This window comes from Variovorax sp. GW821-FHT10C12, assembly GCF_059415405.1.
In genome coordinates this window covers 411,059-437,929 of the sequence record NZ_JBWKNE010000002.1, presented here as the reverse complement: position 1 = coordinate 437,929, position 26,871 = coordinate 411,059, and the positions used below count along the sequence as shown (strand labels likewise).

Here is a 26,871-nt window from a genome sequence, read left to right as displayed (position 1 = left end):
CGGCACGAAGTCTCGAAGCGCGCCAACAAATGCAGCTTCCGCAATGCGCCGCGCGCCGGCCTCGTGAGCGGCGCCGCGCCAGTCCGCAGCAGCGCTGAACACGCTCACGTCGATGGCGTGCTCCCCGCAGCGAAATCAAGGAGGAGGCCGCAGGCCGGGGGACATTCGCGGAGGGGAGTACGCCGTCGGCGTGGGCGTCGCCCTGGACAGCAGCAATTGCAGCGCAAAGGCACGCCGAGAAAAACTAAGGCATTCCTCGCGCCAACAAATGATCCACCAACCGACGCTGCGGAAAGCTCAACGCCTCCTGCCGCGTACACAGGTACATCCGTCGTGACGCCCACGCATCGGTGAGGTTGATGAAGCGCAGCTTCATCTCCTTGCGGTAGGTCACCGCCGCCCCCTCGGGCAGGATGCCCACGCCCATCCCTGCTTCGATCATCCTGCACACGGCCTCGAAGCTCTTCACGCGCACGCGCAGGCGCAGCACCTTGCGTGCGCTCATCGCGGCGTCTTCCATGGTGCGGGAGATGGCCGAGTCGTCTTCGAGCCCCACGAAATCGAAGTCGAGCAGTTCTTCGAACGACACCTCGCGCCCGCGCCACGGATGCTTCTGGCGCACGATGGCCACGAGCCGGTCGGTGCGGTACGGAATGAAGTGCAGCGCCGGGTCGACCGCCTCGCTGGTGATCACGCCCACGTCGGCCTGGCGGTCGCGAATCGCCTGCACGATGTAGACGCTGCGGTGTTCTTCCACGCTCACGCGGATCTCGGGGTAGCGCAGCCGAAAGCTGGCCACGTCGTCGGGCAGGAACTGGCCCATGGCCGACGCGTTGGCGTGCAGCCGCACGCGGCCGGTGGCGCCCTGCGCGTAGTCCGACAGGTCGGCGCGCATGCGGTCCACATCGCGCAGGATCTGGCGCGCGTGCATGGCCAGCGACTCGCCCGCACCCGTGGGCGTGACGCCCTTCGAGGTGCGGTTGAGCAACCCCACGCCGAGCTGGCTCTCGAGGATGGCCAGGCGCCGGCTCGCGGCCGACAGCACCATGTGGCTCTCGGCGGCCGCCTTGGACAGGCTGCCGTGCTCAATGGCGCGCAGGAACAGCGCCAGCGAATCCAGGTCGGGTCTCATCGGGTCCTCGGTCGATCGGGCGGACATTGTCGGGCCTGTGCGGTTGCGGCCGCGTGGCCGAAGGCCTTTCGGCGAATCGACGGCGGCGGCGATGGTTCTTCCGGAATGCGGGTTTCCCCGTCGAAACGAAGAAGCACTTTCGGTCCGAGGTGCGAAAGAATCGTCGCTGTCTCGGCGGCAACCCCGGCGAGGCGTTTCGCGGGCCGGCCCTCTACCGGGGCCACGCCGCATTCCACGAGTCCTACCCGGAGTCCTTTCTCTCATGGCAACCCACGAACTCGCCAGCGTTGCGCTGGACGACAAATACACGGCCACCGAAGGCCGGATCTACCTGAGCGGCATCCAGGCGCTGGTGCGCCTCATGCTCGTTCAGAAATGGCGCGACCAGCAGGCCGGCCTGAACACCGCGGGCTTTGTCTCGGGCTACCGCGGCTCGCCGCTCGGCGGCCTGGACGAAGCGCTGTGGAAAGCCCAGCCGCAGCTCGAAGCCAATGCCGTCAAGTTTTTGCCCGGCGTGAACGAGGAACTGGCCGCCACCGCCGTGTGGGGCACGCAGCAGGTGCACCTGACCGGCGAGAGCGCGGTCGATGGCGTGTTTGCCATGTGGTACGGCAAGGCGCCCGGCGTGGACCGCTGCGGCGACGTGTTCAAGCACATGAGCCACGCGGGCACCTCGCCCAAGGGCGGCATCCTGCTGGTGGCGGGCGACGACCACGGCGCGTCGTCGTCCACGCTGCCCAACCAGAGCGACCACCTGTTCGCCGCCTCGATGATTCCCATGCTCTACCCGCAGAGCGTGGAGGAATACATCGAGCTGGGCCTGCACGGCTTTGCGATGTCGCGCTTTGCCGGCCTGCCGGTCGGCTTCAAGGCGCTGGCCGACACGGTGGAGTCGTCGGGCTCCATTGCCGCGGGCGCACTCGACGTGCACACGCGCCTGCCGAAGGACTTCGCGTTCCCGCCCGGCGGCGTGCATGCGCGGCTGTCGACCGACACGCTCGGCGTGCAGGCACGCAAGCAGGAAGCGCTGATGCAGGACTACAAGATCTACGCCGCCATCGCCTACGCGCGCGAGAACCGCCTGAACCGCGTGACCATCGATTCGCCCCAGGCACGGCTGGGCATCGTGGCCTCGGGCAAGTCGTACCGCGACGTGCTCGAAGCGCTGGAAGAACTGGGCATCGACGCCGACGAGGCCGCGCGCATCGGCATCCGCCTGTTCAAGGTGTCGATGCCCTGGCCGCTGGAGCCCGACTCGATCCGCGAGTTTGCCGACGGGCTCGAAGAAATCCTGGTGGTCGAAGAGAAGCGCCAGATCGTCGAGTACCAGCTCAAGGAGCACCTGTACAACTGGCGCGAGAACGTGCGCCCGCGCGTCATCGGCAAGTTCGACGAACAGGGCGAATGGGGCGCGCACCCGCGCGGCCAGTGGCTGCTGCCGGCCACGGCCGACTTCTCGGTGGCGCAGATCGCGCGCGTCATCGCCGGGCGCGTGGCGCGCTTTCACACCAGCGACCGCATCCGCATGCGGCTGGCGATCCTCGACGCGAAAGACGTGGTGCTCGGCAAGGCCGTGGCCACGCCCTCGCGACCGGCCTGGTACTGCGCGGGCTGCCCGCACAACACCTCGACCAAGGTGCCCGAAGGCAGCCTGGCGCTCGCGGGCATCGGCTGCCACGTGATGGCCACCGCCATCTACCCCGAGCACAACCGCACCACCACGCACATGGGCGGCGAAGGCGCGCCGTGGCTGGGGCAGGCGTGGTTCTCCAAGCGCAAGCACGTGTTCGCGAACCTGGGCGACGGCACCTACTACCACTCGGGCTCGCTGGCGATTCGCGCGGCCGTGGCGGCGGGCGTGAACATCACCTACAAGATCCTCTACAACGACGCGGTCGCGATGACGGGCGGCCAGCCGGTCGACGGGCCGATCACCGTGCCGCGCATCGCGCACCAGGTGGCGGCCGAAGGCGTGAAGCGCATCGCGCTGGTGGCCGAGGACCCGACCCGCTGGGCCGACCGCAGCCTGCTGCCGCCCGACCGCGGCGGCTTCTTTGCGCTGAGCGTTCACCACCGCGACGACATGGACGCGGTGCAGCGCGAGCTGCGCGGCTTCGAGGGCGTGTCGGTGCTGATCTACGACCAGGTGTGCGCGGCCGAGAAGCGCCGCCGCCGCAAGAAGGGCGAATTTCCGCCCGCCGCGCGGCGCGTGTTCATCAACGACGCGGTGTGCGAAGGCTGCGGCGACTGCGGCGAGCAATCGAACTGCACCGCCCTGCTGCCCAAGCCAACCGACCTGGGCCTGAAGCGCAGCGTGGACCAGAGCGCGTGCAACGCCGACGAGTCGTGCATCAAGGGCTTCTGCCCGAGCTTCGTGACGGTCGAAGGCGTGAAGCCGCGCAAGCATGCACCCGTGGCCGTGAAGGCCGCCGAGGAACCCGCCCTGCCCGCGCCGGTGCCGCTCGCGCTCGAAGGCATGCACAACATCCTCATCACCGGCATCGGCGGCACGGGCGTGATCACCATCGGCGCGCTGATCGGCATGGCGGCGCACCTCGAAGGCAAGGGCGTGAGCGTGCTCGACATGACGGGCATGTCGCAGAAGAACGGCTCGGTCACGTCGCACGTCCGCATTGCGCGCGACGCGGCGCAGCTGAAGGCGCAGCGCATTCCCACCGGCGAGGCCGACCTGATCCTGGGCTGCGACATGCTCACGGCCGGCGCGCCCGACGCCATCGCGCGCATGCGGCCGGGCCGCACCTATGCGCTGGTCAACACCTTCGAGCAGCCGACCGGGCACTTCGCGCAGCAGCCCGACTGGCAGTTCCCGGCCGCGCAGGTGCGCGCGCTCATCGAGGAATCGGTCGAAGGCCGCGCCGACTTCATCGACGCGACGCAGCTGGCCACGCGCCTCATGGGCGACGCCATCGCGGCCAACCTGTTCCTGCTGGGCTTCGCGTTCCAGAAGGGGTTCGTGCCGCTGTCGGCGCAGGCGCTCGACAAGGCCATCGAGATCAACGGCGTGGCCGTGAAGGCCAACCAGGCCGCGTTCCGCTGGGGCCGCAAGGCAGCGCTCGACCTCGCGGCCGTCACGCGCCAGGCCGCGCCGGCGCAGGTGGTGTCGCTCCAGAAGCCGCAGAGCTTCGAGGTGTTGGTGGCCGACCGCACCGCGTTCCTCACGTCGTACCAGAACGCGGCCTACGCACGCAGCTATGCAGACTTGGTCGAACGCGTGCGCGACGCCGAACAACGCACGCGCGGCAGCACGGTGCTGGCCAAGGCCGTGGCCTCGGGCCTCTTCAAGCTCATGGCCTACAAGGACGAGTACGAGGTGGCGCGCCTGTATGCCGACCCGCGCTTCATGGAGAAGCTCGGCGAGCAGTTCGAAGGCAAGCCGGTGCTGCGCTTTCACCTGGCGCCGCCGGTGCTGGGCCGTCGCGATGCCGAAGGCCGCGCGGTCAAGACCAGCTTCGGCCCATGGATGCTCGGCGCCTTCCGCGTGCTTGCCAAGCTGCGCGGCCTGCGCGGCACGGCGCTCGATCCGTTCGGCCGCACCGCCGAGCGCCGCATGGAGCGCCAGCTGGTGGCCGACTACCGCGCGATGGTCGAAGACCTGCTCGCGCGCTTCGAACGCATCGACTTCGACACCGCGCTGGCGCTGGCGCGCCTGCCGGAGCAGATCCGCGGCTTCGGGCATGTGAAGGAAGAAAGCATCGTGTCGGCGCGCGTGCGGTGGGAGATGCTGCGCGGGCAGCTCGACAGCGCGGCGCCTGCGCGGGCGGTTCGGCCGGAGCCTGTGGCCGCCTAGTCGATGGAGCGGCCAGCGCGGCCCGCTACAGCAGGCCTCTGGCAGAGGCCTTCAGCGTGGCGGCCGCGCGGGTCGAGCAACCGAGCTTGCGGAACACGCGTTCGACGTGCGTGCGCACCGTGCTCGCACTGATGCCCAGCGCACGCGCGACCTGCTTCGTGTTGTCACCCTGGCTGATGCAACGCAGGACGTCCAGCTCGCGCTGGGACAGCGACGCGTCGTCCTGCGCGGGCACCACGGGCTTCGCAGGCGTGCCCGATAGCGCACAAGCGAGCAGCGCACTGATGACCTCCGCGTCGAAGCGACCGGCCTCGACGTCCGCCTGCATGCGATCGCGCGCCTGGGCATCGGTCAGTTCGGGTCGCCACGGGCGGCGGGTGCGGTGCGACACCCATTGCTCGGCCGCCGCGACGACCTGCCCTTCGAGCGGCATCGACGCGCCGGAGCGGCCACGAAAGTAGCCGGAGCCATCGCGCCGCTCGAAGGCGAACGAGGCGATCTCCGCTTCTGCCGCGAGACCGTCGATCTGCCCCGCCGCGCGGGACGTCCAGTACGGCACGAGCCGCAGGCGCTCCATCGACGCGGCCGGCAGCGGCTCGGGCGCATTCCAGATGGCGTTGGGCACCGCGGCCCGCCCGATGCCGTGGATCAGGCCGGCCCGGTGGATGCGATGGCACATCGCTTCGCTCATGCCCAGCTGGGCGCCACAGTCGCGCGCCAGGCGGGCCACGCGCCGCGAGTAGCCCGTCATCCAGGGCAGCTTGAGGTCGCTCACGTCGCCGACGAGTTCCAGCCCGACGCGCCGGCGCATCGACACCGGCGGGTCGGCGGCATCGGTCCACGGCGCGGGCGACGCATCGAGCCGCGTCATCCACGCCGCAGCGTGCGGCGCGCAGGCGTCGACCAGGAAGCCGGGGTAGAGGCTGTCGGCGCGCCCCCTCGCGAGCGTGAGGGCTTCGTCGAGCCCGTAGAGGCGGCTGAAGATTTCGAGATCGCTCGCCAGGGCCACGACGTAGGTCGCCAGCGGCACGCCCTCGCCCTGCAGCAGGCCGGGGACGCCGCTGCCGTCGTAGGCCTCGAAGACGGCGCGCAGTGCGGCTTCGGCCTCGGGCCCCAGGCCGAGCATGTTCGCGATGTCGCCGGCAATCTCGCAATGGATCTGGGCCATCGCCACGACGGCCCCGGGGATGGACGCCTGGCGGGGCTGGCGCAGGCGCGGTTGCGCGGAGGCCAGAAGCGCTCGCCGACCCAGCACGTCGTCTTCCAGGAAGTCCGCGAACTCCTGCGCGTTCGCCGTGCAGCCCGACCAGCGCAGCAGCGCCACGTGTTGCGCGACCTCGACCTGCGCCGCGTGGCAGCCGGCCTGCGTCGCGATCATGCCGGCCAGCCAGGCGGTGCGCAGGGAATGGTCGATAGGCTGGCCCATGCTCAGGTCGCCGATGAAGGCGAGCGCGCGGGCCGCGTCGAAAGCGGTGAGGGTGGTGTCGTCGGGCATGGGATCGCGGGGGCGAGCGCACAGCATCGCACAGCCGCCGGTGGGGCGCGTGTCGGTCATTCGACCGATACCGCGGTCCGGGGGAACGCAGAAGAATCGTTGCACCCGCCTCGTGCGAGGCGCGCCCCCTCCTCCTACCTCCCCCCTTCCATGTCCGACATCATCCAATCCCCTTTGCAGCCGGCCGCCTGGCTGCGCAAGCTCTACCTCACCCGTGCGGCCTTTTCCTTCGTGTGGGTCGCGCTGGCCTTCACCGTCGCCAGGCAGTCGCCGGTGCTGACGGCGATCCTGCTGGTCGTCTATCCGGCGTGGGACGCGCTGGCGAACCTGGTGGACGCCCGGATGACGGGCGGCCCCCGGGCCAACCCCAGCCAGATGCTGAACACCTGGATCAGCGCACTGGTCACCGTGGCCGTGGTGGCCTCCCTGGTGCTCGGGCTCCAGATCGGCCTGGCCATCTTCGGCGCCTGGGCCATCGTGTCGGGTCTTCTGCAGCTGGCGACGGCCGTTCGCCGCCGAAAGCGCCATCGGGGGCAGTGGGTGATGATGCTGAGCGGCGCGCAGTCTGCGCTGGCCGGCGGCCTCTTCGTCGCACGGCAAGGCACCGACGCCCCGGTCCTGCAGACGCTCGCAGGCTATGCGACGGTGGGCGCCGTGTACTTCCTGATCTCCGGGCTCGTGATCCTGCTTCGCAAGCCGCAGGAGCGGCCCGTGAACCCGCTCACCGCCACGCCTACAGCATCTTCCACTTCTTGCGGTCGATGACGCGACGGCGCGTGTCCATGTTCAGCTGCGACAGCTCGATGCTCACCTGGTCCTTCGTGATGTCGACGAGCCCCCAGTTGCACTGCAGCGCGCCGACGGTGACGGCCGTACGCAGCGCGGCGCCGGAAGACGTGGCTTCGAACAGGCTCCAGGGGCCCGCCGGCCACGGCACGGCGAAGCGGTTCTCATGCACGTCGCCGCTGAGGATGAGGATGCGGCGCTTCTCCGCGAGCTTGAGGATCGCTGCGTGCTCGGCCGCGCAATCCATCCAGGTCTCGCCGTGGCGGGCTTCGAAGGTGAGGCCGCTGGCGATCAGGTGCACGGTCTTCTCGTCCGAGTCTTCGATGGCCTTCTTCAGTTTGTTCATCTGCTTCTTGCCGAGCACGGCGTCCTCGCCGCCCTTGGTCTTGTAGCTGCGGCCGTCGGTGAGGTGCAGCATCACCGGACCATCCGCATCGCCGACATTGCTCAGCATGAGGGGCCGGTAGCCGGGTTCGGGAACGCCCGAGGCCCAGGGATCGCCGGCCTTGGGAAAGGTCTTCGGATCGTGCGAATCCAGCGCCTTGCGGTATTCCTGGAACGCCGCGCGGGTCGGGTCCAGCAGGTGCCGGTAAGACGGCTGTCCCTCGATCTGCGCACCGCAGGCGCCGTTCCACAGAAAGTCGTGGTCGTCCCAGATCGGATGGATCTGCAGGTCGGTCTTGCGCACGAGCTTGGCGAACTCCTTCTGGTTCAGCTGGTCGCGCAGCCGGCCGAAGGCGTGGATCGCGAAGTCGTTCGCGCCCATGGCCTTGACCGCGCCCATGCTGGAGCCGTCCGCGTCGTAGTAGGCCGAGTCGCCCAGCAGCACCAGGTGCGTGGCGCCGGACGCGCCCACCTGGTTCCAGACAGGTTGCTCCTTGAAGGTCTGGGCACTGAAGCAGGAAGTAAAGGCGATCTTCATCGGGAGGCTCCTCGTTGTGGGTGCGCGGATGCTAGGAGCCGCCCCGAAACGTCGCCTCCCCCATCCATGGGAGGCGCATGCCGCGGGCCGCAAGGGCTCGGCGGCACCGACGGTCGGAAAGAACGCGGCCTCGACCGGCTGCGCCCGCGCCCGAAATTCGCTAGGCTGTGGTGGCGCGCGATGCCATCGAGCGCGGAGACAACGCGATGAGCCAAGGCACATCTCTTCGTCTGCATGTACCGGAGCCCACCGGGCGGCCGGGGCACGAGACCGATTTCTCCTACCTGCACCTGTCGCGTGCCGGCGAGGTGCGAAAACCCCCGGTCGACGCATCGCCGGCCGACACCAGCGACCTGGCCTACACGCTGGTGCGCGTGCTCGACGACGACGGCCGCGCCGTCGGCCCGTGGGCGCCGCCGGCCGACCCCGAGCTGCTGCGCCGCGGCCTGCGCGCGATGATGAAGACACGCGCCTTCGACGCCCGCATGCTGATCGCGCAGCGGCAGAAGAAGATCTCCTTCTACATGCAGTGCCTGGGCGAAGAGGCCATCGCCACCGGCCACGCGCTGGTGCTGCAGCAGGGCGACATGTGCTTTCCCACCTACCGCCAGCAGGGGCTGCTGCTGGCGCGCGACGATGTGACGCTGCTGGAGCTGACCTGCGAGTTGATGTCCAACGAACGCGACCCGCTCAAGGGGCGGCAGCTGCCGGTGTGCTATTCGATGAAGCGGGCCGGCTTCTTCTCGATCTCGGGCAACCTGGCCACGCAGTTCATCCAGGCGGTGGGCTGGGGCATGGCCTCGGCGATCAAGGGCGACACGCGCATCGCCTCGGGCTGGATCGGCGACGGCGCCACCGCCGAGTCCGACTTCCACACGGCGCTGACCTTCGCGCACGTCTACCGCGCGCCGGTGATCCTCAACGTGGTCAACAACCAGTGGGCGATCTCGACCTTCCAGGCCATCGCCGGCGGCGAGGCCACCACCTTCGCGGCGCGCGGCGTGGGCTGCGGCATCGCGTCGCTGCGCGTCGACGGCAACGACTTCCTGGCGGTGCTGGCGGCCTCGCGCTGGGCGGCCGAGCGCGCCCGCAGCAACCTGGGGCCGACGCTGATCGAGTGGGTCACCTACCGCGCCGGCGCGCATTCGACCTCGGACGACCCGTCGCGCTACCGCCCGGCCGACGACTGGGCGCATTTCCCGCTGGGCGATCCGATCGCGCGCCTGGCGCAGCACCTGACGGCCATCGGCGCCTGGTCGCAGCAGGAGCACGCGCAAACGCAGGCCGACTTGCAGACGCAGGTGAACACCGCGGTGAAGGAGGCCGAGCGCTTCGGCTCCATGGCCGACGGGCACGTCGCGGGCGACGCCGCCCTGTTCGAGGACGTCTACAAGGACATGCCCGAGCACCTGAAGCGCCAGCGCGAACAGCTGGCGTCCGAGGGGTGACGGCCATGGCCTCGATGACGATGATCCAGGCCCTGCGCTCCGCCATGGACGTGATGCTCGAGCGCGACGACAACGTGATCGTCTACGGCCAGGACGTGGGCTACTTCGGCGGCGTGTTCCGCTGCACCGAAGGCCTGCAGGCCAAGTACGGCCGCTCGCGCGTGTTCGATGCGCCGATCAACGAGGGCGGCATCGTCGGCTCGGCCATCGGCATGGGCGCCTACGGCCTGCGCCCGGTGGTGGAGGTGCAGTTCGCCGACTACGTCTATCCGGCCTACGACCAGATCGTGTCGGAGGCGGCGCGCCTGCGCTACCGCTCGGCGGGCGATTTCACCGCGCCGATCACCATCCGCATGCCCTGCGGCGGCGGCATCTACGGCGGCCAGACGCACAGCCAGAGCCCGGAGGCGCTGTTCACGCACGTGTGCGGGCTGCGCACGGTGATGCCTTCCAATCCGCGCGATGCCAAGGGCCTGCTGATCGCCTCGATCGAGAACGACGACCCGGTCATCTTCCTGGAGCCCAAGCGGCTGTACAACGGCCCCTTCGACGGCCACCACGACCGGCCGCTGGTGCCCTGGTCGGCGCATCCGCTGGGCGAGGTGCCCGAGGGCTACTACACGGTGCCGCTGGAGTCGGCCACGGTGTTCCGCCCCGGCGCCGACCTGACGGTGATCAGCTACGGCACCATGGTCTTCGTCTGCGAAGCGGCCGCGCGCGAGACCGGCATCGATGCCGAGATCATCGACCTGCGCAGCCTGTGGCCGCTGGACCTGCAGACGCTGGTCGCCTCGGTGAAGAAGACCGGCCGCTGCGTGATCGTGCACGAGGCCACGCGCACCAGCGGCTTCGGCGCCGAGCTGACGGCGCTGGTGCAGGAGCATTGCTTCCACCACCTGGAAGCGCCGATCGGGCGCGTGGCCGGCTGGGACACGCCCTACCCGCATGCGCAGGAGTGGGCCTACTTCCCGGGCCCCGCGCGCGTCGGTGCGGCCTTGCGCCGCGCCATGGAGAACTGAATGGGCACGCTCACGATCAAGGTGCCGGACCTGGGCGAAGGCATCGCCGAGGTGGAGCTGGTGGCGTGGCGCGTGCGGCCCGGCGACACGGTAGCCGAAGACCAGGTGTTGGCGGACGTGATGACCGACAAGGCCACGGTCGAGATTCCCTCGCCGGTCGCGGGCCGGGTGGTCGCGCTCGGCGGCGAGGTGGGGCAGCAGATCGCGGTGGGCGCGGAGCTGATCCGGATCGACGTGGCTGACGGCGGTGAGGCGCGGGAGGAGGCGCCGGCCGTATCGACGCCGGCGCCTGCACCGGCACCGGCACCAGCCGAACGCGCGCGCCCCTCGGCCGGCAAGCCGCTCGCCTCACCCGCGGTGCGCCACCGGGCGACGGTCCTCGGCATCGATCTGCGGCAGGTGCCGGGCAGCAGCGCGGACGGCCGCATCCTGCACGAGGACCTCGACGCCTGGCTGCTGCGCCGGCCCGGTTCGCCGGCACCGGATGCCGCGCGCTACGCCGAGCGCCACGACGAGGAGGCTGTGCCCGTGACCGGCGTGCGCCGCCGCATCGCGCAGCGCATGCAGGACGCGATGCGCCGCATCCCGCACTTCACCTACGTCGAGGAGGTCGACGTGACCGAGCTGGAGTTGCTGCGCGCCCGCATCAACGAACGCTGGGGCGGCGAGCGGGCGCACCTGACGCTGCTGCCGCTGCTGGTGCGCGCGGTGGTGCTGGCGGTGCCGCGCTTCCCGCAGATCAACGCCCGCTTCGACGACGAGGCCGGCGTGCTCACGCGCCACGGCGCGGTGCACGTCGGCATCGCGACCCAGACCGCGGCCGGCCTCATGGTGCCGGTGCTGCGCCACGCGGAAGCGCGCGACCTCTGGTCGAGCGCGACCGAGATCGCCCGGCTGGCCGACGCCGCGCGCGCGGGCCGGGCCACGCGCGACGAGCTGAGCGGCTCGACCCTCACCGTCACCAGCCTGGGCGCGCTGGGCGGCATCGCCTCCACGCCGATCATCAATGCGCCCGAGGTGGCGATCGTCGGCGTCAACCGCATCGTGCAGCGCCCGGTGATGCTGGGCGGCGCGGTGGTCGCGCGCCGCATGATGAACCTGTCCTCCTCCTTCGACCACCGCGTGGTCGACGGCCAGCTGGCGGCCGAATTCGTGCAGGCCGTGCGGGCTTCGCTCGAATGCCCGGCGCTGCTTTTCATCGAGTAGCCGCCCCGCACAGACCTCACCCGCCCCGACGTGCGGCGGGGGGCCCCGCCCGACCGGAACGCCCCGGGAATACCCTCTGAACCCCCTGCAATCTTCTTGCCTACAGTTCTTGTATGCAAGAAAAAGCGATCCTTGCATGCAAAACCTCGACACGACAACGACAGGAGATTTCCATGCCTCGCTTTGCCAAATCGCTCTTCGGACAGGTGGTCATCGCACTGGTGATCGGCGTGCTCGTCGGCCTCTTTGCCCCCGAGTTCGCCGCCAAGCTCAAGCCGCTGGGTGACGGCTTCATCAAGCTGATCAAGATGATCATTCCCGTGCTGGTGTTCTGCGTGGTGGTGCACGGCATCGCCGGCGCGGGCGACCTCAAGCGCGTGGGCCGGGTCGGCGTGAAGGCGCTGATCTACTTCGAGGTGCTGACCACCATCGCGCTGGCGATGGGCCTGGTGCTGGCCTTCGTGTTCGAGCCGGGCGTGGGCATGAACGTCGACCCCAAGACGCTCGACGCCAGCGCGATGAGCGCCTATGCCTCCAACGCCGACAAGCTCACGAGCGGTGGCACGGTCGAGTTTTTGATGAAGCTCATTCCCACCACGGTGGTCGCCGCCTTCGCCACCGGCGACGTGCTGCAGGTGCTGCTGTTCGCGGTGCTGTTCGGCTGCGCGCTCTCGCTGCTGGGCGACCGCGGCGCGCCGGTGGCGGCGGTGGTGGATGCGCTCTCGCTGGTGCTGTTCAAGATCATGGGCATCATCATCAAGCTGGCGCCGCTGGGCGTGCTGGGCGCCATTGCCTTCACGGTCGGCAAGTACGGCATCGGCTCGCTCAAGCAGCTGGGCATGCTGGTCGCCCTCTTCTACGGCGCGGTGCTGATCTTCGTGTTCGTGGTGCTGGGGCTGGTGATGCGCTTCTCGGGCTTCAGCCTCTGGAAGCTGCTGCGCTACCTGCGCGAAGAGCTGGCCATTGTGTTCGCCACCACCTCGTCGGACAGCGTGCTGCCGCAGATCATGGCCAAGCTGCGCCGCATGGGCATCCGCGACTCGACGGTGGGCCTGGTGATTCCCACGGGCTACTCATTCAACCTCGACGCGTTCTCGATCTACATCACGCTGGCGGCCGTGTTCATTGCGCAGGCCACCAACACACCGATCTCGATGGCCGACCTGCTGACCATCCTGGCGATCGCGCTGGTCACCTCCAAGGGCGCGCACGGCGTGCCGGGCTCGGCGATCGTGGTGCTGGCCGCCACGCTGCATGCGATTCCGGCGATTCCCGCCATCGGCCTGGTGCTGGTGCTGTCGGTCGACTGGTTCATGGGCATCGCCCGCGCGCTGGGCAACCTGATCGGCAACTGCGTGGCCACCGTCGCGATCGCCGCGTGGGAAGGCGACATCGACCGCGAGCGCGCACACGCGGTGCTCGACGGCACCTACTCGCCCGACGACGAGCCGCTGGCTGAAGCACCTGTGGCGCCCGTGGTAAACACCGGCACCGCCGCTTCCACCGCCCACTGAAAAAAATGCCCGCCGACGTCAGCCCCACCGCCATCGCCGAACGCGTCGTCGAGGCCATCCTCGCGCAGAAGCTCGCGCCCGGCGACCGGCTCGGCGAGCAGGCGCTGGCCGAGAACTTCTCGGTCAGCCGCACCATGGTGCGCGAGGCGCTGATGCAGCTGCAGGCGCGCGGTTTCGTCGAGGTGCAGTCGCGCCGCGGCTGGTACGTGGTGGAGCCCTCGGCCGAGGAAGCGCGCGACGCTTTTTCGGCACGCCGCATCGTCGAGGCCGGCATCCTGGCCGCGAGCGAGGGCCGGCCGCTGGGCCAGGTGATCCGCAAGCTGCGCGACCACATCGCCGACGAGCAGCGCGCCATCGAAGGCGCCGACGCCGCCACGCGCGCCTTCCTGCTGGCCGACTTCCATGTCTGCCTGGCCGAGCAGATGGGCCACCAACTGCTGGTCGACGTGCTGCGGGACCTCACGGCGCGCACCACGCTGGCGGCCACGCTCTACCAGTCGAAGCACGAGGCCGGACAGTCGTGCGCGGAGCACGGCGCGATCGTTGAGGCGCTCGAGGCCGGCAACATCGAGCAGGCGCGCCAGCTCATGCTCGACCACATCGGCAATGTCGAACGGGCGCTGGAGGTCGACGCCACCACCGAGCCCGATGCGCCGAGCCGGCTGCGCGCCACGCTGGCACCCGTGGCGTTGCCGCGCGCAGCCAAGCGTTAGCGCTGTGCATTTGTGCCGCCGCCAGCTATCAATTGAGTAGCTGACACACGCCGCCGGCCTTAGGCCCGCGGCGTTTTTCCTTGGCAAGCCTGCTGCATCGCACAAGGGCGCGCCGGCTGACACGGCGACGGGTTCCGGCTCGGCTACAGTCCGAGACACTTATGAACTCTCCCCAACTCCAGCGCGGCGTCTTCCTCGCCCTGCTTGCTGCTGTCACCGTCGCCTTTCTGTGGGTGCTGATGCCGTTCTTCGGCGCGGTGCTCTGGGGGGTGGCGCTGGCGATCCTGTTCACGCCGCTGTTCAAGTGGCTGCTCAAGAAGATGCCCGGCCGGCGCAACGTGGCCGCGCTGTCCACGCTGGCGATCTGCCTGTTCATCGTGATCCTGCCGCTGGCGATGGTGGGCGTGTCGCTGGTGCAGGAGGTGGCGCTGATCACGCAGAGCATCCGCTCGGGCCAGATCAACTTTGCGGCCTACTTCCAGCAGATCCTGGACGCCACGCCGCAGTGGCTGCTGAACATCGTGGAGCGTTTCAACCTGGGCGACATGGCGGCCTGGCAGGCGCGCGTCTCGGCCATCGCGGGCCAGGCCAGCCAGCTCATCGCCAGCCAGGCGCTGGCCATCGGGCAGAACACCTTCGACTTCGTGGTGAGCTTCTTCGTGATGCTCTACCTGCTGTACTTCCTGGTGCGCGACGGCACGTCGCTCTCGAAGACCATGCGCGACGCGCTGCCGCTGGCCAAGCCGCACACGCACTACCTGCTGAACAAGTTCACCACCGTGATCCGCGCCACCGTGAAGGGCAACGTGGCCGTGGCCATCGCGCAGGGCACCATCGGCGGGCTGGCTTTCTGGTTCCTGGGCGTGCAGGGCGCGCTGCTGTGGGCGGTGCTGATGGCCTTCCTGTCGCTGCTGCCGGCCGTGGGCGCGGCGCTGATCTGGGGCCCCGTGGCCATCTACTACCTGGCCACCGGGCACTTCTGGCAGGGCGGCGTGCTGATCTTCATCGGCGTGTTCGTGATCGGCCTGGTCGACAACATCCTGCGTCCCGTGCTGGTGGGCAAGGACACGCAGATGCCCGACTACATCGTGCTGATGTCCACCATCGGCGGCATGGCGATCTTCGGCATCAACGGCTTCGTGATCGGGCCGGTGATCGCGGCGCTGTTCATGGCGGCCTGGAGCCTCTTTGCGGACTCGGGCCATGTGGGCACGGGGCACGCGGTCGAAGAGGCCGCGCAGGCCCCGAAGGACGGGCAGGACAAGGCCTGACACCGGTCGCGGCCCTTCCCGGGCCGCGGCGTTCGCTCCCTCTGCGCGCATTTCGCGCACGCATTCGCGCATTCCGTCGCATGACGCTGGGCACCGCCCGGCGACTGCGGGATCGTCGGGCCCTCCACCCACCACGAGGCCTGCCATGCACCTTCCCGCTTTCCTCTCCCGCCCCGCCGCGCGCGGCCTGATCGCCGCTGCCGCGCTCGCCCCGCTCGGCGCCCTGGCCGCCGACCTGAACCTGAGCGTCGCCGACGGCCCGGCCGCCGGCGCCACGCTCTACGTCGCGCTGTACAACGACGCCACCAGCTACGCCGAGAGCAAGGCCCTCGCCTCGCAGACCGCGCCCCTGCGCGAAGGCAAGGCCCGCTTCGTCTTCACCGACCTGGCGCCGGGCCGCTACGCGCTGCGCGTGTTCGCCGACGAGAACGGCAACGGCAAGCTCGACACCAACCTGGTGGGCATGCCGATCGAACGCTATGGTTTCTCGAACGACGCCAAGGGCAACCGTGGCGCGCCCGACTTCGAGGCCGCGGCGCTGCGCATCGACGCCGACGCCCAAGCCGTCATCCACCTGCGCTGAGGAGACACGGCCATGGAACGACGCGAACTCCTGCGCCTGCTGGCCACGGCCGGCGCCCTGCCCCTGCTCGCCCCGCTCGCACGCGCGGCCGGCACCACCGACGACTGGCAAGCCCAGTTCGAAGCCGCCGACGCCCCCTGGAAGATCGGCTTCGCCACACCGCCGGGCGACCTGCCCCTGACCCGCGCCACCGTGCGCGGGCGCTTCCCCGACGCCGTGGCCGGCACGCTGTTTCGCATCGGCCCGGCCGGCCACGACCTGGGCGGCGAGCGCTACCACCACTGGTTCGACGGCGACGGCATGGTCCACCGCTTCGTCATCGAGGGCACCGACGTGCGCCACCAGGGCCGCTACGTCGCCACGCCCAAGCGCGTGGCCGAGGTGAAGGCCGGCCGCCACCTCACCGAAGCCTTCGGCACCATGCCGCCGGGCGTGGAGCCGCCCACCTCGGCCGACGCCATCAACGTCGCCAACACCAGCGTGCTGCCGATGCAGGGCGAGGTGCTGGCGCTGTGGGAAGGCGGCTCGGCCACGCGCATCGATGCGCGCACGCTCGACACGCTGGGCGTGAAGACCTGGCGCGCCGACCTCGCGGGCATGCCCTTCTCGGCCCACCCCAAGGTCGACCCGGACGGCACGGTGTGGAACTTCGGCGTGAGCTCGGGCCAGAGCCTGCTGGCGCTGTACGAGATCGCGCCCGGCGGCGCGCTGCGCCGCGCGGCCGTGGTGCCGGTGCCCGAGCTGCCCATGGTCCACGACTTCGCCGTGACCGCGCGGCACCTGGTGTTCCTCATGCCGCCGCTGGTGTACGACAGCAAGCGCAAGGAGGCCGGCGCGAGCTTTCTCGACGCCCACGTCTGGCGGCCCGAGCTCGGCATGCGCGCGCTGGTGGTCGACAAGCAGGACTGGGACAAGCGCCAGCTGCTGGAGCTGCCGGCCGGTTTCCTGTTCCACGTCGGCAATGCATGGGAAGAAGACACGCCGCGCGGTGCACGCATCCACATCGACTACGTGCGCACGCAGAACGCCGAGTCGGTGTTCACCAGCAACCGCGAGGTGATGCGCGCGCGCCGCGTGCGCCGCAACGAGCCACGCCTGACCGTCGCCACGCTCGACCTGGGAACGGGCAAGGCCACGCAGCGGGAACTGCCGCTGGAGGCTGAATTCCCACGCATCGATCCGCGCCGCGTCGGCCTGCGCCACCGCCAGGTCGTGCACGCCACGCAGACGCGTGCCGACGTGCCCGGCTTCGGCGCCGTCGCGCGCACCGACATCGAGAGCGGACGCAGCCAGCGCTTCAGCTACGGGGCGCAGGCCATCGTGGAAGAGCACGTCTTCGTGCCCGACGGCGCCAAGGCCGGCTGGGTGCTGGGCACTGCGCTGGACTTCGCCCGGCAGCGCACGGTGCTGTCGTGCTTCGCCGCCGACCACCTGGCCGCCGGGCCGGTGGCGCAGGCGACGCTGCCTTACGCGCTGCCGCTGGGGTTGCATGGCGCCTTCGTGAAGGCCTGAACGACTGACCGCTGCGGCCACGCGCACGCGGGGCCCGCAGCGGCATCGCGTTCAGGCGGCTTTCGCGATCGGGATCGTCAGGCCCCGGTGCACCTCCGCCTCGCCATGCCTGGCCAGCAGCTGCATCAGGTGCTTGCGGATCAGCATGCCCGGCCGGTCGGACTCCATCGAATACTCCACGCCGCGCCGGCGCGTGTCGACCAGCGCATCGGGGTCGGTCGATTCGAGGATGTCCTTGTCCTCGCACGTGATCTCCTCGTCGAAGTCGATCAGCATCTGCGCCGCGCAGTCGGCCTCGGTGTCGTTGCGGAACAGCCACTGGCACAGCTGCATGCGCCCGTCGTCGATGGGCGTGAAGCAATTGATGATGATGTGGCGGACGCCGCTGGGGTACTCAATGTCGAGGCGGCGCGCGAACGGCAGGAAGTAGGCGTTGCGCATGTGGCGCGTGGTGATCGCATCGGTCACGCCGCTGATGGCGTGGAACTTCACCGGGTTGGTCGCTTCGATCACCGTCTCGGCATGGAAGCCCGACTCGTTTTCCACCAGCTCGTACCTGCTCGGCTTCGGGCTTGCGGCCACGCCGAAGGTGGCGCGGTGCACGAAGCTGAAGTGCGAGTTGTCGAAGGAGTTTTCGAGCGCGCGCATCGGGCTGGTCTGCCACTCCTCGTAGAACTGGAAGATGGTGCGGTAGCCCGGGTCGTCGAACTCGGGAATGGCCGGGATGTCGGCAATGGGTTCTTCCAGCGCCACCCAGGCGTAGCCGTAGCGCGCGGTGCAGGGGTAGGCCGTGGTCCTGTACTCGGGCGAAATCTTGCGGTCGGGCTCGTACTGTGGAATGCGCACCACCTGGCCGCTGCGGTCATAGGTCCAGCCGTGGTAGCCGCACTGGATCGCGCCCTGCCCGCAGGCCTTGCCTTCGCCGTCCACGCACCAGCCCTTCGACAGCTTCGCGGTGCGGTGGCAGCAGCGGTCGCGCAGCGCGGCCGGCTGGCCGTCGGCGTCGAGGAACAGAACGATGTCTTCGCCCAGCAGCCGGAAAGGCTTGGGGCCATGGGCCAGTTCGGTGAGCGGCATGACGGCATGCCAGAACTTGCGGAAGACGGGTTGTCGGGTGACGAGCATGGGCGAACTCCTTCGTTGTTGCGTGGGGGGACGAACGTGAAAGAGCAATTTCCTGCTTCGTCGGCATGCCGGTTGAAAGGCATGCGCGAGGCTGAACGCTTCTACTCTGCGCCGATCGACTTGCAATTAGCGCGCCCGGATTGTGGCGCGCCCTTGTCGCACGTCCAAGCCCCACGCCGCGATGCCCGAGCGCCGCACCCTGGCATGCCTCATGCAAGACAGCGGGCAAGAGTAGAAGCGTTCAGCAGCGCACGCACCAACCCCGTGCGCCCGCCCGGAAATTGCTCTTGAGGCGCCTCCCGCCCGCGGTGGGAGGCATCCGTCAAGACCACCGACTCCGAGGCCCCACCATGCAACGCCGATCCCTTCTTGCCGCCGCTGCCGCCACCCTCGCCGCCCCTGCCGTGTTCGCGCAGGGCGGCAAGCTCACACCGCTGAAGTTCACGCTCGACTTCCGCATCAACGGCCAGACCGCACCCTTCTTCTTGGCCCAGGCCAAGGGCTACTACCGCGACGAAGGGCTGGACGTGACGATCGACACCGGCGCCGGCTCGGTCGCGTCGATCACCCGCATCGCCAGCGGCGTCTACCAGCTGGGCCTGGGCGACATCAGCTCGCTGGTCGAGTTCAACGCACAGAACCCGGGCACGCCGGTGGTGCAGGCCGTGTACCAGTACTACAACCGTGCACCGTTCGTGATCATCGGGCGCAAGGACCGCGGCGTGACGACCGACTTCAAGAGCCTCACGGGCAAGAAGGTGGCGGCCGCCGCCGTCGAGTCCACGCGCCGCGCCTGGCCGATGGTGGCGCGCAAACAGGGCATGCGCGGCGACGCCTTCCAGTGGCAGACCACCGACTTCAGCGCGCGCGACAACGTGATGGTGCGCGGCGACGTCGATGCCGCCACCTACTTCCACGATTCGGCCGTCTCGCTCTTCGCGCGCATGAAGGCCGACGAGCTCTCGGTGCTCAAGTACGCGGACGCGGGCGTCAACCTGTACGGCAACGCGATCCTGGCGAGCAGCAACCTGATCGCGCAGAACCCGAAGGTGGTGGCGGCTTTCTTGCGCGCCACCAACCGCGCCATCGTCGAGACCTTTGCCAACCCGGTGCCCAGCATCGCGGCCATGCGCCAGCGCGAACCGATCCTGGACGAGAAGGTCGAACTCGAACGCTGGAGCCTCACGGCGCAGTACGTGGGCGCGGCGGACACGCGCGGCCACGGGCTGGGCGACATCCGCAAGCTCACGCTCGAACAGCAGGTCGACGAGGTGGCCGACACTTTCGGCCTCAAGATGCGGCCTTCGGCCGATGCCCTCTTCAACGGCGCGATGCTGCCGGCGCGCAGCGAGCGCCTTCTTCCCGCACCCAAGGCATGAATCTTCCTGAAAACTCCACGCCCGCGCTCCCCGAAGAAACCACGCTCGACGAGCGCGACGGCCGCTACCTGCGCAAGGCCATCGTGTGGTCGCACGCCGCGCGCCGGCGCGGCAACCGGCCCTTCGGCTCGGTCATCGTCTCGGCCGCCGGCGAGGTGCTGGCCGAGGCCGCGAACAGCAACGCCGAAACCGGCGACTGCACCGCGCACGCCGAAGTGAACGCGCTGCGCGCACTGGCCGGTCGCGGCCTCACGCGCGAGGAACTGGCGGGCGCCACGCTCTATGCCTCGGGCGAACCCTGCGTGATGTGCGCGGGCGCGATCTTCTGGTCGAACATCGGCCGCGTGGTGTTCGGCATCGACGCGCAGCGGCTGCGCGTGTTCCGTGGCGAGCGGCAGGACCAGCGCGACGCGGAACTGTCGTGCCGCGACGTGTTCCGCGCCTCGCCGCATCCGATCGAGTGCATCGGTCCTGCCTTGATCGACGAAGCGGCTGCCGCGCACGACGGCGCCTGGAAGACCTAGACTCCCCGCATGCCCTGGCACGCCCGTCTCCACCTCGCCTACCAAAAAGAAGCCGACCGCAGCGTCGCCCGTTTCCGCCACGACGGCCCGCTGCGCATCCTGCAGAGCCTCTACCCCGAGGGCGATGCGGTGTGCCACAACGTGCTGGTGCATCCGCCGGGCGGCCTCGTGGGCGGCGACACGCTCGACATCGACATCGAAGCCGCCGACGGCAGCCACGGCCTGATCACCACGCCCGGCGCCTCGCGCTTCTACCGCTCCGAAGGCGAAACCGCGCTGCAGCGCACGCGCATCCGCCTCGCACCGGGCGCGCGGCTCGAATGGCTGCCGCTCGAAGCCATCTGCTACAGCGGCTGCCAGGCCGAGAACCGGCTCACGCTCGAGGTCGCACCGGGCGCCGAGATGATCGGCTGGGACGTGTGCGCACTCGGCCTGCCCAACGCCCACCAGCCCTTCGAACGCGGCACCTACCTGCAGCACATCGAGGCGCCCGGCGTGTGGCTGGAACGCGGGCGCATCGACGCGAGCGACCACCGCCTGCTGCAAAGCCCGCTGGGCCTGGGCGGCCACCGCTGCCTCGCTTCGCTGTTCGTCGTGGCCGGCTCGCCGATGGCCAAGGCACGGCGCGAGGCCCTGCTGGCGCAGGCGCGCGGGCTGCTCGACGTGCACGAACTGCACGAGAGCGCGGGCGCGACCAGCCCGCATGCGGAAGTGGTGGTGCTGCGCGTGCTCGCGCCGGTGGTCGAGCCCGCGATGCAGCTGCTGCGGCAGGTCTGGCAGGCGTGGCGCAGCGAGCTGTGGCAACTGCCGGCGGCCACGCCGCGCATCTGGGCGACCTGAGGAGCAGGCGGCCGTCGCCGCTACTGTCGTGTCTTCAGGCGGTAGGTGCCGTTGAACGGATACGGGGACGAACCGTTCTGCCCCACCGCCTGCACGTCGACCGTCAGCGTCTTGCCCGAGAAAACGAGCGCGCCCGTGAGACGCGGCCTGCGCTCCTTCTCGTAGTGCTCCTGCAGCCGGAGGTCGCGAGGGTGCGTGGAAGGCGCCTTCTTCTCGGCCGCCTTGTCGAATCCGCTCACCTCGTACACCGAGGCGTCGGCTGCGTCGATACGCCCTTCGATCGACGGCACCCGGATGCGGGATTCGAGTTCGTAGCTGCGATGAAAGATCAGCGCCACAGGGTCATGCACCATCAGGCCCCGGGTGGCGTAGAGCGTGACCTCGTACCCGTCAGCGGTCGGGGTGACGGTCGCGTCGGGCTTGTTGCCTGTTGCCGTGCACCCGGCGAGTGCGAGCACGCACAGGAGCCAGGACACGGTGCGCATGCGTCGGTTCGCGGGAGAAGGAGTGGGCATGCAAGGGCGCGCTCGTGAAGGAGCGCCGAGTATGGCCGCACAGCCCCCGCCATCAACCGCAGGCGATCTTTCCGGACGGCGCGCTGCGCAGCCTGTTGAGAAACGCCAGCTGCACCCTGGCCGTTTCGCTGCCCTGCCCGGCGGCGCGCAGCATCCACGTGCGCGCTTCGCAGCGGTCGGCCTTCACGGCCGATCCGTACAGCGTGGGCCCCGTCAGCAGCACCATGCCCAGCATCTCCTGCGCCTCGGGATGGCCTTCGGTGGCGGCCTGGCGCAGTTGCTCGAGCATCGTGCGGTAGTCGCGTGCGGCCTGCGCTTCGAGGGCGAGCTGGTAGCGCTGCTCGGTCTGCAGGTCGACGTTTGCGTCGAAAGGCTTGGCCGCGGCGATGGCGGCGACGAGGCACAGCGTGCCTGACAGAAAGATGCGCCAGCGCAGCGACCAACTGGCGATCTGGTTGAGTTCGGATGACATCGGTTTTTCTCCACGGGTTGCGTGGCACCGATGGTCCCGCGAAGGCGCGCGCAGGAGAAACTGGAATTCACGCAGGACGCCTCAGGCGCCGCCTGAGCCCCCGCTCAAAACATCGCCAGCACGGCCGCATTCACCGCATAGCCGCCGGCCGTCAGGAACACGAACAGCAGCGCCCCGAGCTTGAGCGGTTGCGCCCCGGCCTTGCGCAGGCTCGCGGCGCTGGTGCGCAGGCCCATCGCGGCCATGGCGGTGGCGAGCAGCAGCGTGTCGAGCTGCACCAGCGCGGCGACCAGGGCGCGCGGCAGCACGTCGAGCGAATGCACGGCGCTCACGGCGATGAACAGCACCGCGAACCATGGCACGCGCACCTGGCGCCAGCAGGAACCCAGGCTCGCCGCGCCCGGCGTCGACGCCGCCACGCGGAACGACAGGCCCATGAGGAACGGCGCCAGCATCATCACGCGCAGCATCTTCTCGACCACGGCCGCGTTGGCCGCGCCCGGGCTGACGGCCTCGCCGACCGCGACCACCTGCGCCACCTCGTGGATGGTGGAGCCCGCGAAGAGACCGAAGGCATGCTCCGTGAGCCCGAGGTACGGATAGACCAGCGGGTACGCCACCATCGACAGCGTGCCGAACACCACCACCGTGGCGACGGCGATCGACACCTTGTGCTCTTCGCCGCGCACCACGGGCTGCGTCGCCATCACGGCGGCGGCGCCGCAGATGGCGCTGCCTGCGCCGATGAGCGCGGCGGTCTCGCGGTCGAGCCCCAGCCAGCGCGTGCCGACGCGCACGGCGAGGCCGAAGGTCAGCGCCACCATCGCCATCGCGATCAGCACGCCGGGCCAGCCGACGGCGCCGATGTCGCTCAGCGAGATGCGAAAGCCGTAGAGCACGATGCCCGCGCGCAGCAAGGCGCTGCGCGCGAAGTCCACGCCCGCGCCGGTGCGCGCCGACACCGCGGGGAACACCGTGTTGCCCGCCACCATGCCCAGCGCGATGGCCAGCGTGAGCGCGCTCAGGCCCAGGTGCACCATCGGCGGCCATTCGGCCAGCAGCGCGGCGGCGGCCGCCAGCAGCGCGGACAGCAACACGCCGGGGCCGCAGCGGCGAACGAAGGAGAAACCGGGCAAGGAGGCGGCAAGGGAGGACATGGACCCGACTTTAGGAATCGACACCCCATGAGTCAAAGACATAAACTTCACCGATGCATGAAGTTAAGTTATGACCCTGAACCTGCACCTGGTGCGCTTGTTCGTCGCCGTGGCCGAGGCGGGCAGCTTCTCTCGCGCGGCCGAGGGCCTGTGGATCAGCCAGCCGGCGGTGTCCAAGGGCATCCGTGAGCTGGAGCACCAGCTCGACCTGACGCTCATCGAGCGCGGCGCGGGCAAGGGCTTTCGGCTCACGGAGGCCGGCGCGTCGCTGCTCACACATGCGCGCGGCATCTTCGCGATGGAGCGCGCGGCGCTGGACGATGTGCGTGCGCGCGTCGGCGTGCAGCGCGGCAGCCTCACGCTGGGCGCCAGCACCACGGTGGCGAGCTACTGGCTGCCGCCGCAGATCGCGGCCTTCTGCGCCGCCTTTCCGGCGGTGGTGCCGCGCGTCACGGTCGGCAACACGCAGTGGGTGTGCGAGCAGCTGCTCGAATGCCGCATCGACCTCGCGCTGGTCGAGGGCCGGGTGGACGAAGAGCGCGTCGAGGTGCGCGAATGGACCACCGACCCGCTCGCCATCGTCGCGCCGCCCGATGCCGCCCTGCCCCGGCGCGGCATGACGGCCGCGCTGCTGGGCCGGCAGAACTGGATCCTGCGCGAGCCGGGCTCGGGCACGCGCCAGGCCACCGAGGCGCTGTGCGCGGCGCACGGCATCGACGCGCCGCCGTGGATGGAAATGGCGAGCAACGAAGCCATTGCGCGCACCGTGGCCAGCGGGGTCGGCATCTCGATGCTGCCGCGCGTGGTGGTGGCCGACATGCTCGCGCTGGGCACGCTGCGCGAGCTGAAGCTGCCCGGCGCGGTGCTGTCGCGGCCGCTGTACCGGCTGGCGCTGAAGAACCGGCCGCTCTCGCCGGCGGCGCTACGCATGGCGCAGATCCTCGACGCCTCGTGACATGAAAAAGGGCGCACCACGTGCGCCCTTTGTCGTTGTTGTCAGCCGACTGCCGCTAGCAGCAGCGGCCCTTGCCCGCGCCGTAGCGCGCCTCGAGCCGTTCGCGGAAGAATTCCTCGTAGCTCATCGGCGCCCGGTCCGGGTGGGTGGCCGCCATGTGCGTCAGGTAGACGTCGTAGTCGGGCAGCCCGACCATGAGCCGCAGCGACTGCTTGATCGAGCGGGCGATGTAGCGCCCGGCTTCGGGCATGGCGAGGGCCATGGCGTTCTTCCGTTCGTTCAGTGGGCGGCGGACGAAGCCGCGCCCATCGCCTCGAACGGCGTCTCCTGCGTGGTCGGCCGGTTGGCCGCGCGGGCTGCGAGGCAAGCCTTGATGCTGTAGACCAGCACGCTCAGCACCACGAAGATGAACAGCGCGCACAGCGCCGCGTCGAGCCGGTCGTTGAAAACGATGCGCGACATGGCTTCGGGCGTCTTGGCCGGCGCGATCAGCACGCCGTTGGCCAGGCCGTCGGCGTACTTGGCGGCGTGCGACAGGAAGCCGATCTTCGGATCGCTCGAGAAGATCTTCTGCCAGCCCGCCGTCAGCGTGCAGGCCAGCAGCCACACGGCCGGCGCCGCCGCCACCCAGGCGTAGCGCTCGCGCTTCATGCGGAACAGCACGACCACGCCCAGCATCAGCGCCACCGCGGCCAGCATCTGGTTGGAGATGCCGAACAGCGGCCACAGCGTGTTGATGCCGCCCAGCGGATCGACCACGCCCTGGTACAGGAAATAGCCCCAGGCCGCCACGCACAGCGCGGTGGCGATCAGGTTGGCCGGCAGCGAGTCGGTGCGCTTGAGCGCAGGCACGAAGCTGCCCAGCAGGTCCTGCAGCATGAAGCGGCCGGCGCGCGTGCCGGCGTCCACCGCGGTGAGGATGAAGAGCGCCTCGAACAGGATCGCGAAGTGGTACCAGAAGGCCATCATGGCCTGCCCGCCGATCACCTGGTGAAGGATGTGGGCCATGCCCACGGCCAGCGTCGGCGCGCCGCCGGTGCGCCCGAGGATGGTGGTCTCGCCCACGTCCTTGGCCGTCTGCAGCAGCATCTCGGGCGTGACCACGAAGCCCCAGCCCGAAATGGTGGCGGCGGCCTGTTGCACCGTGGTGCCGACCAGCGCGCCCGGGCTGTTCATCGCGAAGTAGATGCCCGGCTCGATGCACGAGGCCGCCACCAGCGCCATCACGGCGACGAACGACTCGGCCAGCATGCCGCCGTAGCCGATGAAGCGCGCGTGGCGTTCGTTGTCCAGCATCTTGGGCGTGGTGCCCGAAGAGATCAGCGCGTGGAAGCCGGAGACGGCGCCGCAGGCGATGGTGATGAACAGGAACGGGAACAGGCTGCCCGACCACACCGGGCCGTTGCCTTGCGCAAACTGCGTGATGGCGGGCATCTGCAGCGTGGGCATCACGACCACGATGCCGATGGCCAGCGCGATGATCGTGCCGATCTTCAGGAAGGTCGACAGGTAGTCGCGCGGCGCCAGCAGCAGCCACACCGGCAGGCTGGCGGCGACGAAGCCGTAGCCCACGAGCATCCAGGTGAGCGCCTTGCCGTCGAAGGTGAAGGCCGGGCCCCACACCGGGTGCTGGCTGACCCACTGTCCGCCGAAGATGGCCGCCATGAGCAGCACGAAGCCGATCACCGACACCTCGCCGATGCGGCCCGGGCGGATGTAGCGCAGGTACACGCCCATGAACAGCGCCACCGGAATCGTCGCGGCCACCGTGAAGCTGCCCCAGGGCGATTCGGCCAGCGCCTTCACCACGATCAGGGCCAGCACCGCCAGGATGATGATCATGATCATGAAGGTGCCGAACAGCGCGATCATGCCGGGCACCACGCCCATCTCCTGCTTGACCAGGTCGCCCAGCGAGCGGCCGTCGCGGCGCGTGGAGATGAACAGGATGATGAAGTCCTGCACCGCCCCCGCGAACACCACGCCCGCCAGCACCCACAGCAAACCGGGCAGGTAGCCCATCTGCGCGGCGAGCACCGGGCCCACCAGCGGGCCGGCGCCCGCAATGGCCGCGAAGTGGTGGCCGAACAGCACGTTCTTGTCGGTCGGCACGTAGTCCAGGCCGTCGTTGTGGCGGTGCGCGGGCGTCTTGCGGTTGGCGTCCAGCCCCAGCACCTTGTCGGCGATGAACAGGCTGTAGTAGCGGTAGGCGATCAGGTAGGTGCAGAGCGCGGCGGTCACGACCCAGAGGGCGTTGATGCTTTCCCCCCGGCTCAGGGCGACGGTGCCCAGCGCAAAAGCGCCGAGCACGGCCACGGCCAGCCACACCAGATGGCGGCGAATGTTGGGCATGCGGATGTCTCCTCGATATGAACCGGGCGAGTGTTCCCCGCCCGCCGCCGGGCCGCATCCGTCGCACTGCGTGGGCCGGGCGGGTGGAATTGCCTAATGGATAACCCCTAAACACCTCTTGCAGGGCCGGCATCGTCGGTGCC

The 26,871-nt window shown here is 69.6% G+C and carries 23 protein-coding genes; 14 read left to right on the top strand and 9 right to left on the bottom strand.

Going from position 1 to position 26,871, the window contains the following annotated elements; all coding sequences use genetic code 11:
- Positions 1-244 precede the first annotated feature (244 nt).
- Positions 245-1,159 carry a LysR family transcriptional regulator gene (locus AC07OH_RS15290; RefSeq protein ID WP_235926729.1) on the bottom strand — a complete coding sequence of 305 codons (915 nt, stop codon included), beginning with the start codon at positions 1,157-1,159 and terminating at the stop codon, positions 245-247.
- A 235-nt stretch (positions 1,160-1,394) separates the two neighbouring features.
- Here AC07OH_RS15290 and AC07OH_RS15285 point away from each other — a divergent pair, with 235 nt between their 5' ends.
- Positions 1,395-4,940, top strand: a complete 3,546-nt coding sequence (locus AC07OH_RS15285; RefSeq protein ID WP_495301240.1) for an indolepyruvate ferredoxin oxidoreductase family protein — start codon at positions 1,395-1,397, stop codon at positions 4,938-4,940.
- Between the two features lie 25 nt (positions 4,941-4,965).
- Here AC07OH_RS15285 and AC07OH_RS15280 read toward each other — a convergent pair whose 3' ends face one another.
- Positions 4,966-6,435: an HD domain-containing phosphohydrolase gene (locus AC07OH_RS15280; protein WP_495301239.1), complete on the bottom strand. Its 1,470-nt coding sequence runs from the start codon at positions 6,433-6,435 to the stop codon at positions 4,966-4,968.
- Between the two features lie 150 nt (positions 6,436-6,585).
- On the opposite strand from AC07OH_RS15280, the gene AC07OH_RS15275 reads away from it, so the two are divergent.
- Complete coding sequence (locus tag AC07OH_RS15275; protein WP_495301238.1) at positions 6,586-7,200, top strand: DUF308 domain-containing protein; 615 nt, start codon at positions 6,586-6,588, stop codon at positions 7,198-7,200.
- Here AC07OH_RS15275 and AC07OH_RS15270 read toward each other — a convergent pair.
- Positions 7,169-8,143: a metallophosphoesterase family protein gene (locus tag AC07OH_RS15270; protein WP_495301237.1), complete on the bottom strand. Its 975-nt coding sequence runs from the start codon at positions 8,141-8,143 to the stop codon at positions 7,169-7,171. The genes AC07OH_RS15275 and AC07OH_RS15270 overlap by 32 nt on opposite strands.
- A 206-nt stretch (positions 8,144-8,349) precedes the next feature.
- Here AC07OH_RS15270 and AC07OH_RS15265 point away from each other — a divergent pair, with 206 nt between their 5' ends.
- The 8 genes from AC07OH_RS15265 (at position 8,350) to AC07OH_RS15230 (ending at position 17,409) form a co-directional block, all read left to right on the top strand.
- A complete protein-coding gene (locus tag AC07OH_RS15265) occupies positions 8,350-9,591 on the top strand; it encodes a 3-methyl-2-oxobutanoate dehydrogenase (2-methylpropanoyl-transferring) subunit alpha (RefSeq protein ID WP_495301236.1) in 1,242 nt (413 codons plus the stop codon).
- 5 nt (positions 9,592-9,596) lie between these two features.
- Complete coding sequence (locus AC07OH_RS15260) at positions 9,597-10,610, top strand: alpha-ketoacid dehydrogenase subunit beta (protein ID WP_062472230.1); 1,014 nt, start codon at positions 9,597-9,599, stop codon at positions 10,608-10,610.
- Positions 10,611-11,816 (top strand): dihydrolipoamide acetyltransferase family protein, encoded by a 1,206-nt coding sequence (locus tag AC07OH_RS15255; RefSeq protein WP_495301235.1) that lies wholly within the window; start codon positions 10,611-10,613, stop codon positions 11,814-11,816. It begins immediately after the preceding gene.
- 173 nt (positions 11,817-11,989) lie between these two features.
- The gene (locus AC07OH_RS15250) at positions 11,990-13,330 is read left to right on the top strand and encodes a C4-dicarboxylate transporter DctA (RefSeq protein ID WP_495301234.1); all 1,341 of its coding nucleotides are present in this window, start codon (positions 11,990-11,992) and stop codon (positions 13,328-13,330) included.
- A 5-nt stretch (positions 13,331-13,335) separates the two neighbouring features.
- Positions 13,336-14,043: a GntR family transcriptional regulator gene (locus AC07OH_RS15245; RefSeq protein ID WP_192195479.1), complete on the top strand. Its 708-nt coding sequence runs from the start codon at positions 13,336-13,338 to the stop codon at positions 14,041-14,043.
- Between the two features lie 161 nt (positions 14,044-14,204).
- Positions 14,205-15,314, top strand: a complete 1,110-nt coding sequence (locus tag AC07OH_RS15240) for an AI-2E family transporter (protein ID WP_495301233.1) — start codon at positions 14,205-14,207, stop codon at positions 15,312-15,314.
- A 145-nt stretch (positions 15,315-15,459) separates the two neighbouring features.
- Positions 15,460-15,897, top strand: coding sequence for a DUF2141 domain-containing protein (locus AC07OH_RS15235; protein WP_495301232.1), 438 nt, complete (start codon positions 15,460-15,462; stop codon positions 15,895-15,897).
- Positions 15,898-15,909: 12 nt separating this feature from the next.
- Positions 15,910-17,409 (top strand): carotenoid oxygenase family protein, encoded by a 1,500-nt coding sequence (locus AC07OH_RS15230; protein WP_495301231.1) that lies wholly within the window; start codon positions 15,910-15,912, stop codon positions 17,407-17,409.
- 51 nt (positions 17,410-17,460) lie between these two features.
- On the opposite strand, the gene AC07OH_RS15225 is transcribed toward AC07OH_RS15230, so the two are convergent.
- On the bottom strand, positions 17,461-18,534 hold the full coding sequence (locus tag AC07OH_RS15225) for an aromatic ring-hydroxylating dioxygenase subunit alpha (protein WP_495301230.1): 1,074 nt from the start codon (positions 18,532-18,534) through the stop codon (positions 17,461-17,463).
- A 350-nt stretch (positions 18,535-18,884) separates the two neighbouring features.
- Between AC07OH_RS15225 and AC07OH_RS15220 the strand changes: the two genes are divergently transcribed.
- Genes AC07OH_RS15220 through AC07OH_RS15210 form a run of 3 tightly spaced genes read left to right on the top strand, consistent with a single transcriptional unit; the run spans position 18,885 to position 21,277 of the window.
- A complete protein-coding gene (locus AC07OH_RS15220; RefSeq protein ID WP_495301229.1) occupies positions 18,885-19,913 on the top strand; it encodes an ABC transporter substrate-binding protein in 1,029 nt (342 codons plus the stop codon).
- Positions 19,910-20,437, top strand: a complete 528-nt coding sequence (locus AC07OH_RS15215; RefSeq protein WP_495301228.1) for a nucleoside deaminase — start codon at positions 19,910-19,912, stop codon at positions 20,435-20,437. Before AC07OH_RS15220 ends, AC07OH_RS15215 begins: the two co-directional genes overlap by 4 nt.
- A 9-nt stretch (positions 20,438-20,446) precedes the next feature.
- Positions 20,447-21,277, top strand: coding sequence for an urease accessory protein UreD (locus AC07OH_RS15210; protein WP_095744141.1), 831 nt, complete (start codon positions 20,447-20,449; stop codon positions 21,275-21,277).
- Between the two features lie 20 nt (positions 21,278-21,297).
- On the opposite strand, the gene AC07OH_RS15205 is transcribed toward AC07OH_RS15210, so the two are convergent.
- The 3 genes from AC07OH_RS15205 to AC07OH_RS15195 form a co-directional block, all read right to left on the bottom strand.
- Positions 21,298-21,792 (bottom strand): hypothetical protein, encoded by a 495-nt coding sequence (locus tag AC07OH_RS15205; protein ID WP_495301227.1) that lies wholly within the window; start codon positions 21,790-21,792, stop codon positions 21,298-21,300.
- Between the two features lie 52 nt (positions 21,793-21,844).
- Positions 21,845-22,264 carry a sel1 repeat family protein gene (locus AC07OH_RS15200; protein WP_492734294.1) on the bottom strand — a complete coding sequence of 140 codons (420 nt, stop codon included), beginning with the start codon at positions 22,262-22,264 and terminating at the stop codon, positions 21,845-21,847.
- A 104-nt stretch (positions 22,265-22,368) separates the two neighbouring features.
- On the bottom strand, positions 22,369-23,421 hold the full coding sequence (locus AC07OH_RS15195) for a YeiH family protein (RefSeq protein ID WP_495301226.1): 1,053 nt from the start codon (positions 23,419-23,421) through the stop codon (positions 22,369-22,371).
- A gap of 70 nt (positions 23,422-23,491) precedes the next feature.
- Here AC07OH_RS15195 and AC07OH_RS15190 point away from each other — a divergent pair, with 70 nt between their 5' ends.
- Positions 23,492-24,376, top strand: coding sequence for a LysR substrate-binding domain-containing protein (locus tag AC07OH_RS15190; protein ID WP_495301225.1), 885 nt, complete (start codon positions 23,492-23,494; stop codon positions 24,374-24,376).
- Between the two features lie 55 nt (positions 24,377-24,431).
- Here the strand turns inward: AC07OH_RS15190 and AC07OH_RS15185 are convergent, their stop codons facing one another.
- Complete coding sequence (locus tag AC07OH_RS15185; protein ID WP_495301224.1) at positions 24,432-24,638, bottom strand: YbdD/YjiX family protein; 207 nt, start codon at positions 24,636-24,638, stop codon at positions 24,432-24,434.
- A gap of 17 nt (positions 24,639-24,655) precedes the next feature.
- A complete protein-coding gene (locus tag AC07OH_RS15180) occupies positions 24,656-26,728 on the bottom strand; it encodes a carbon starvation CstA family protein (protein ID WP_095744137.1) in 2,073 nt (690 codons plus the stop codon).
- Between the last annotated feature and the right edge of the window lie 143 nt (positions 26,729-26,871).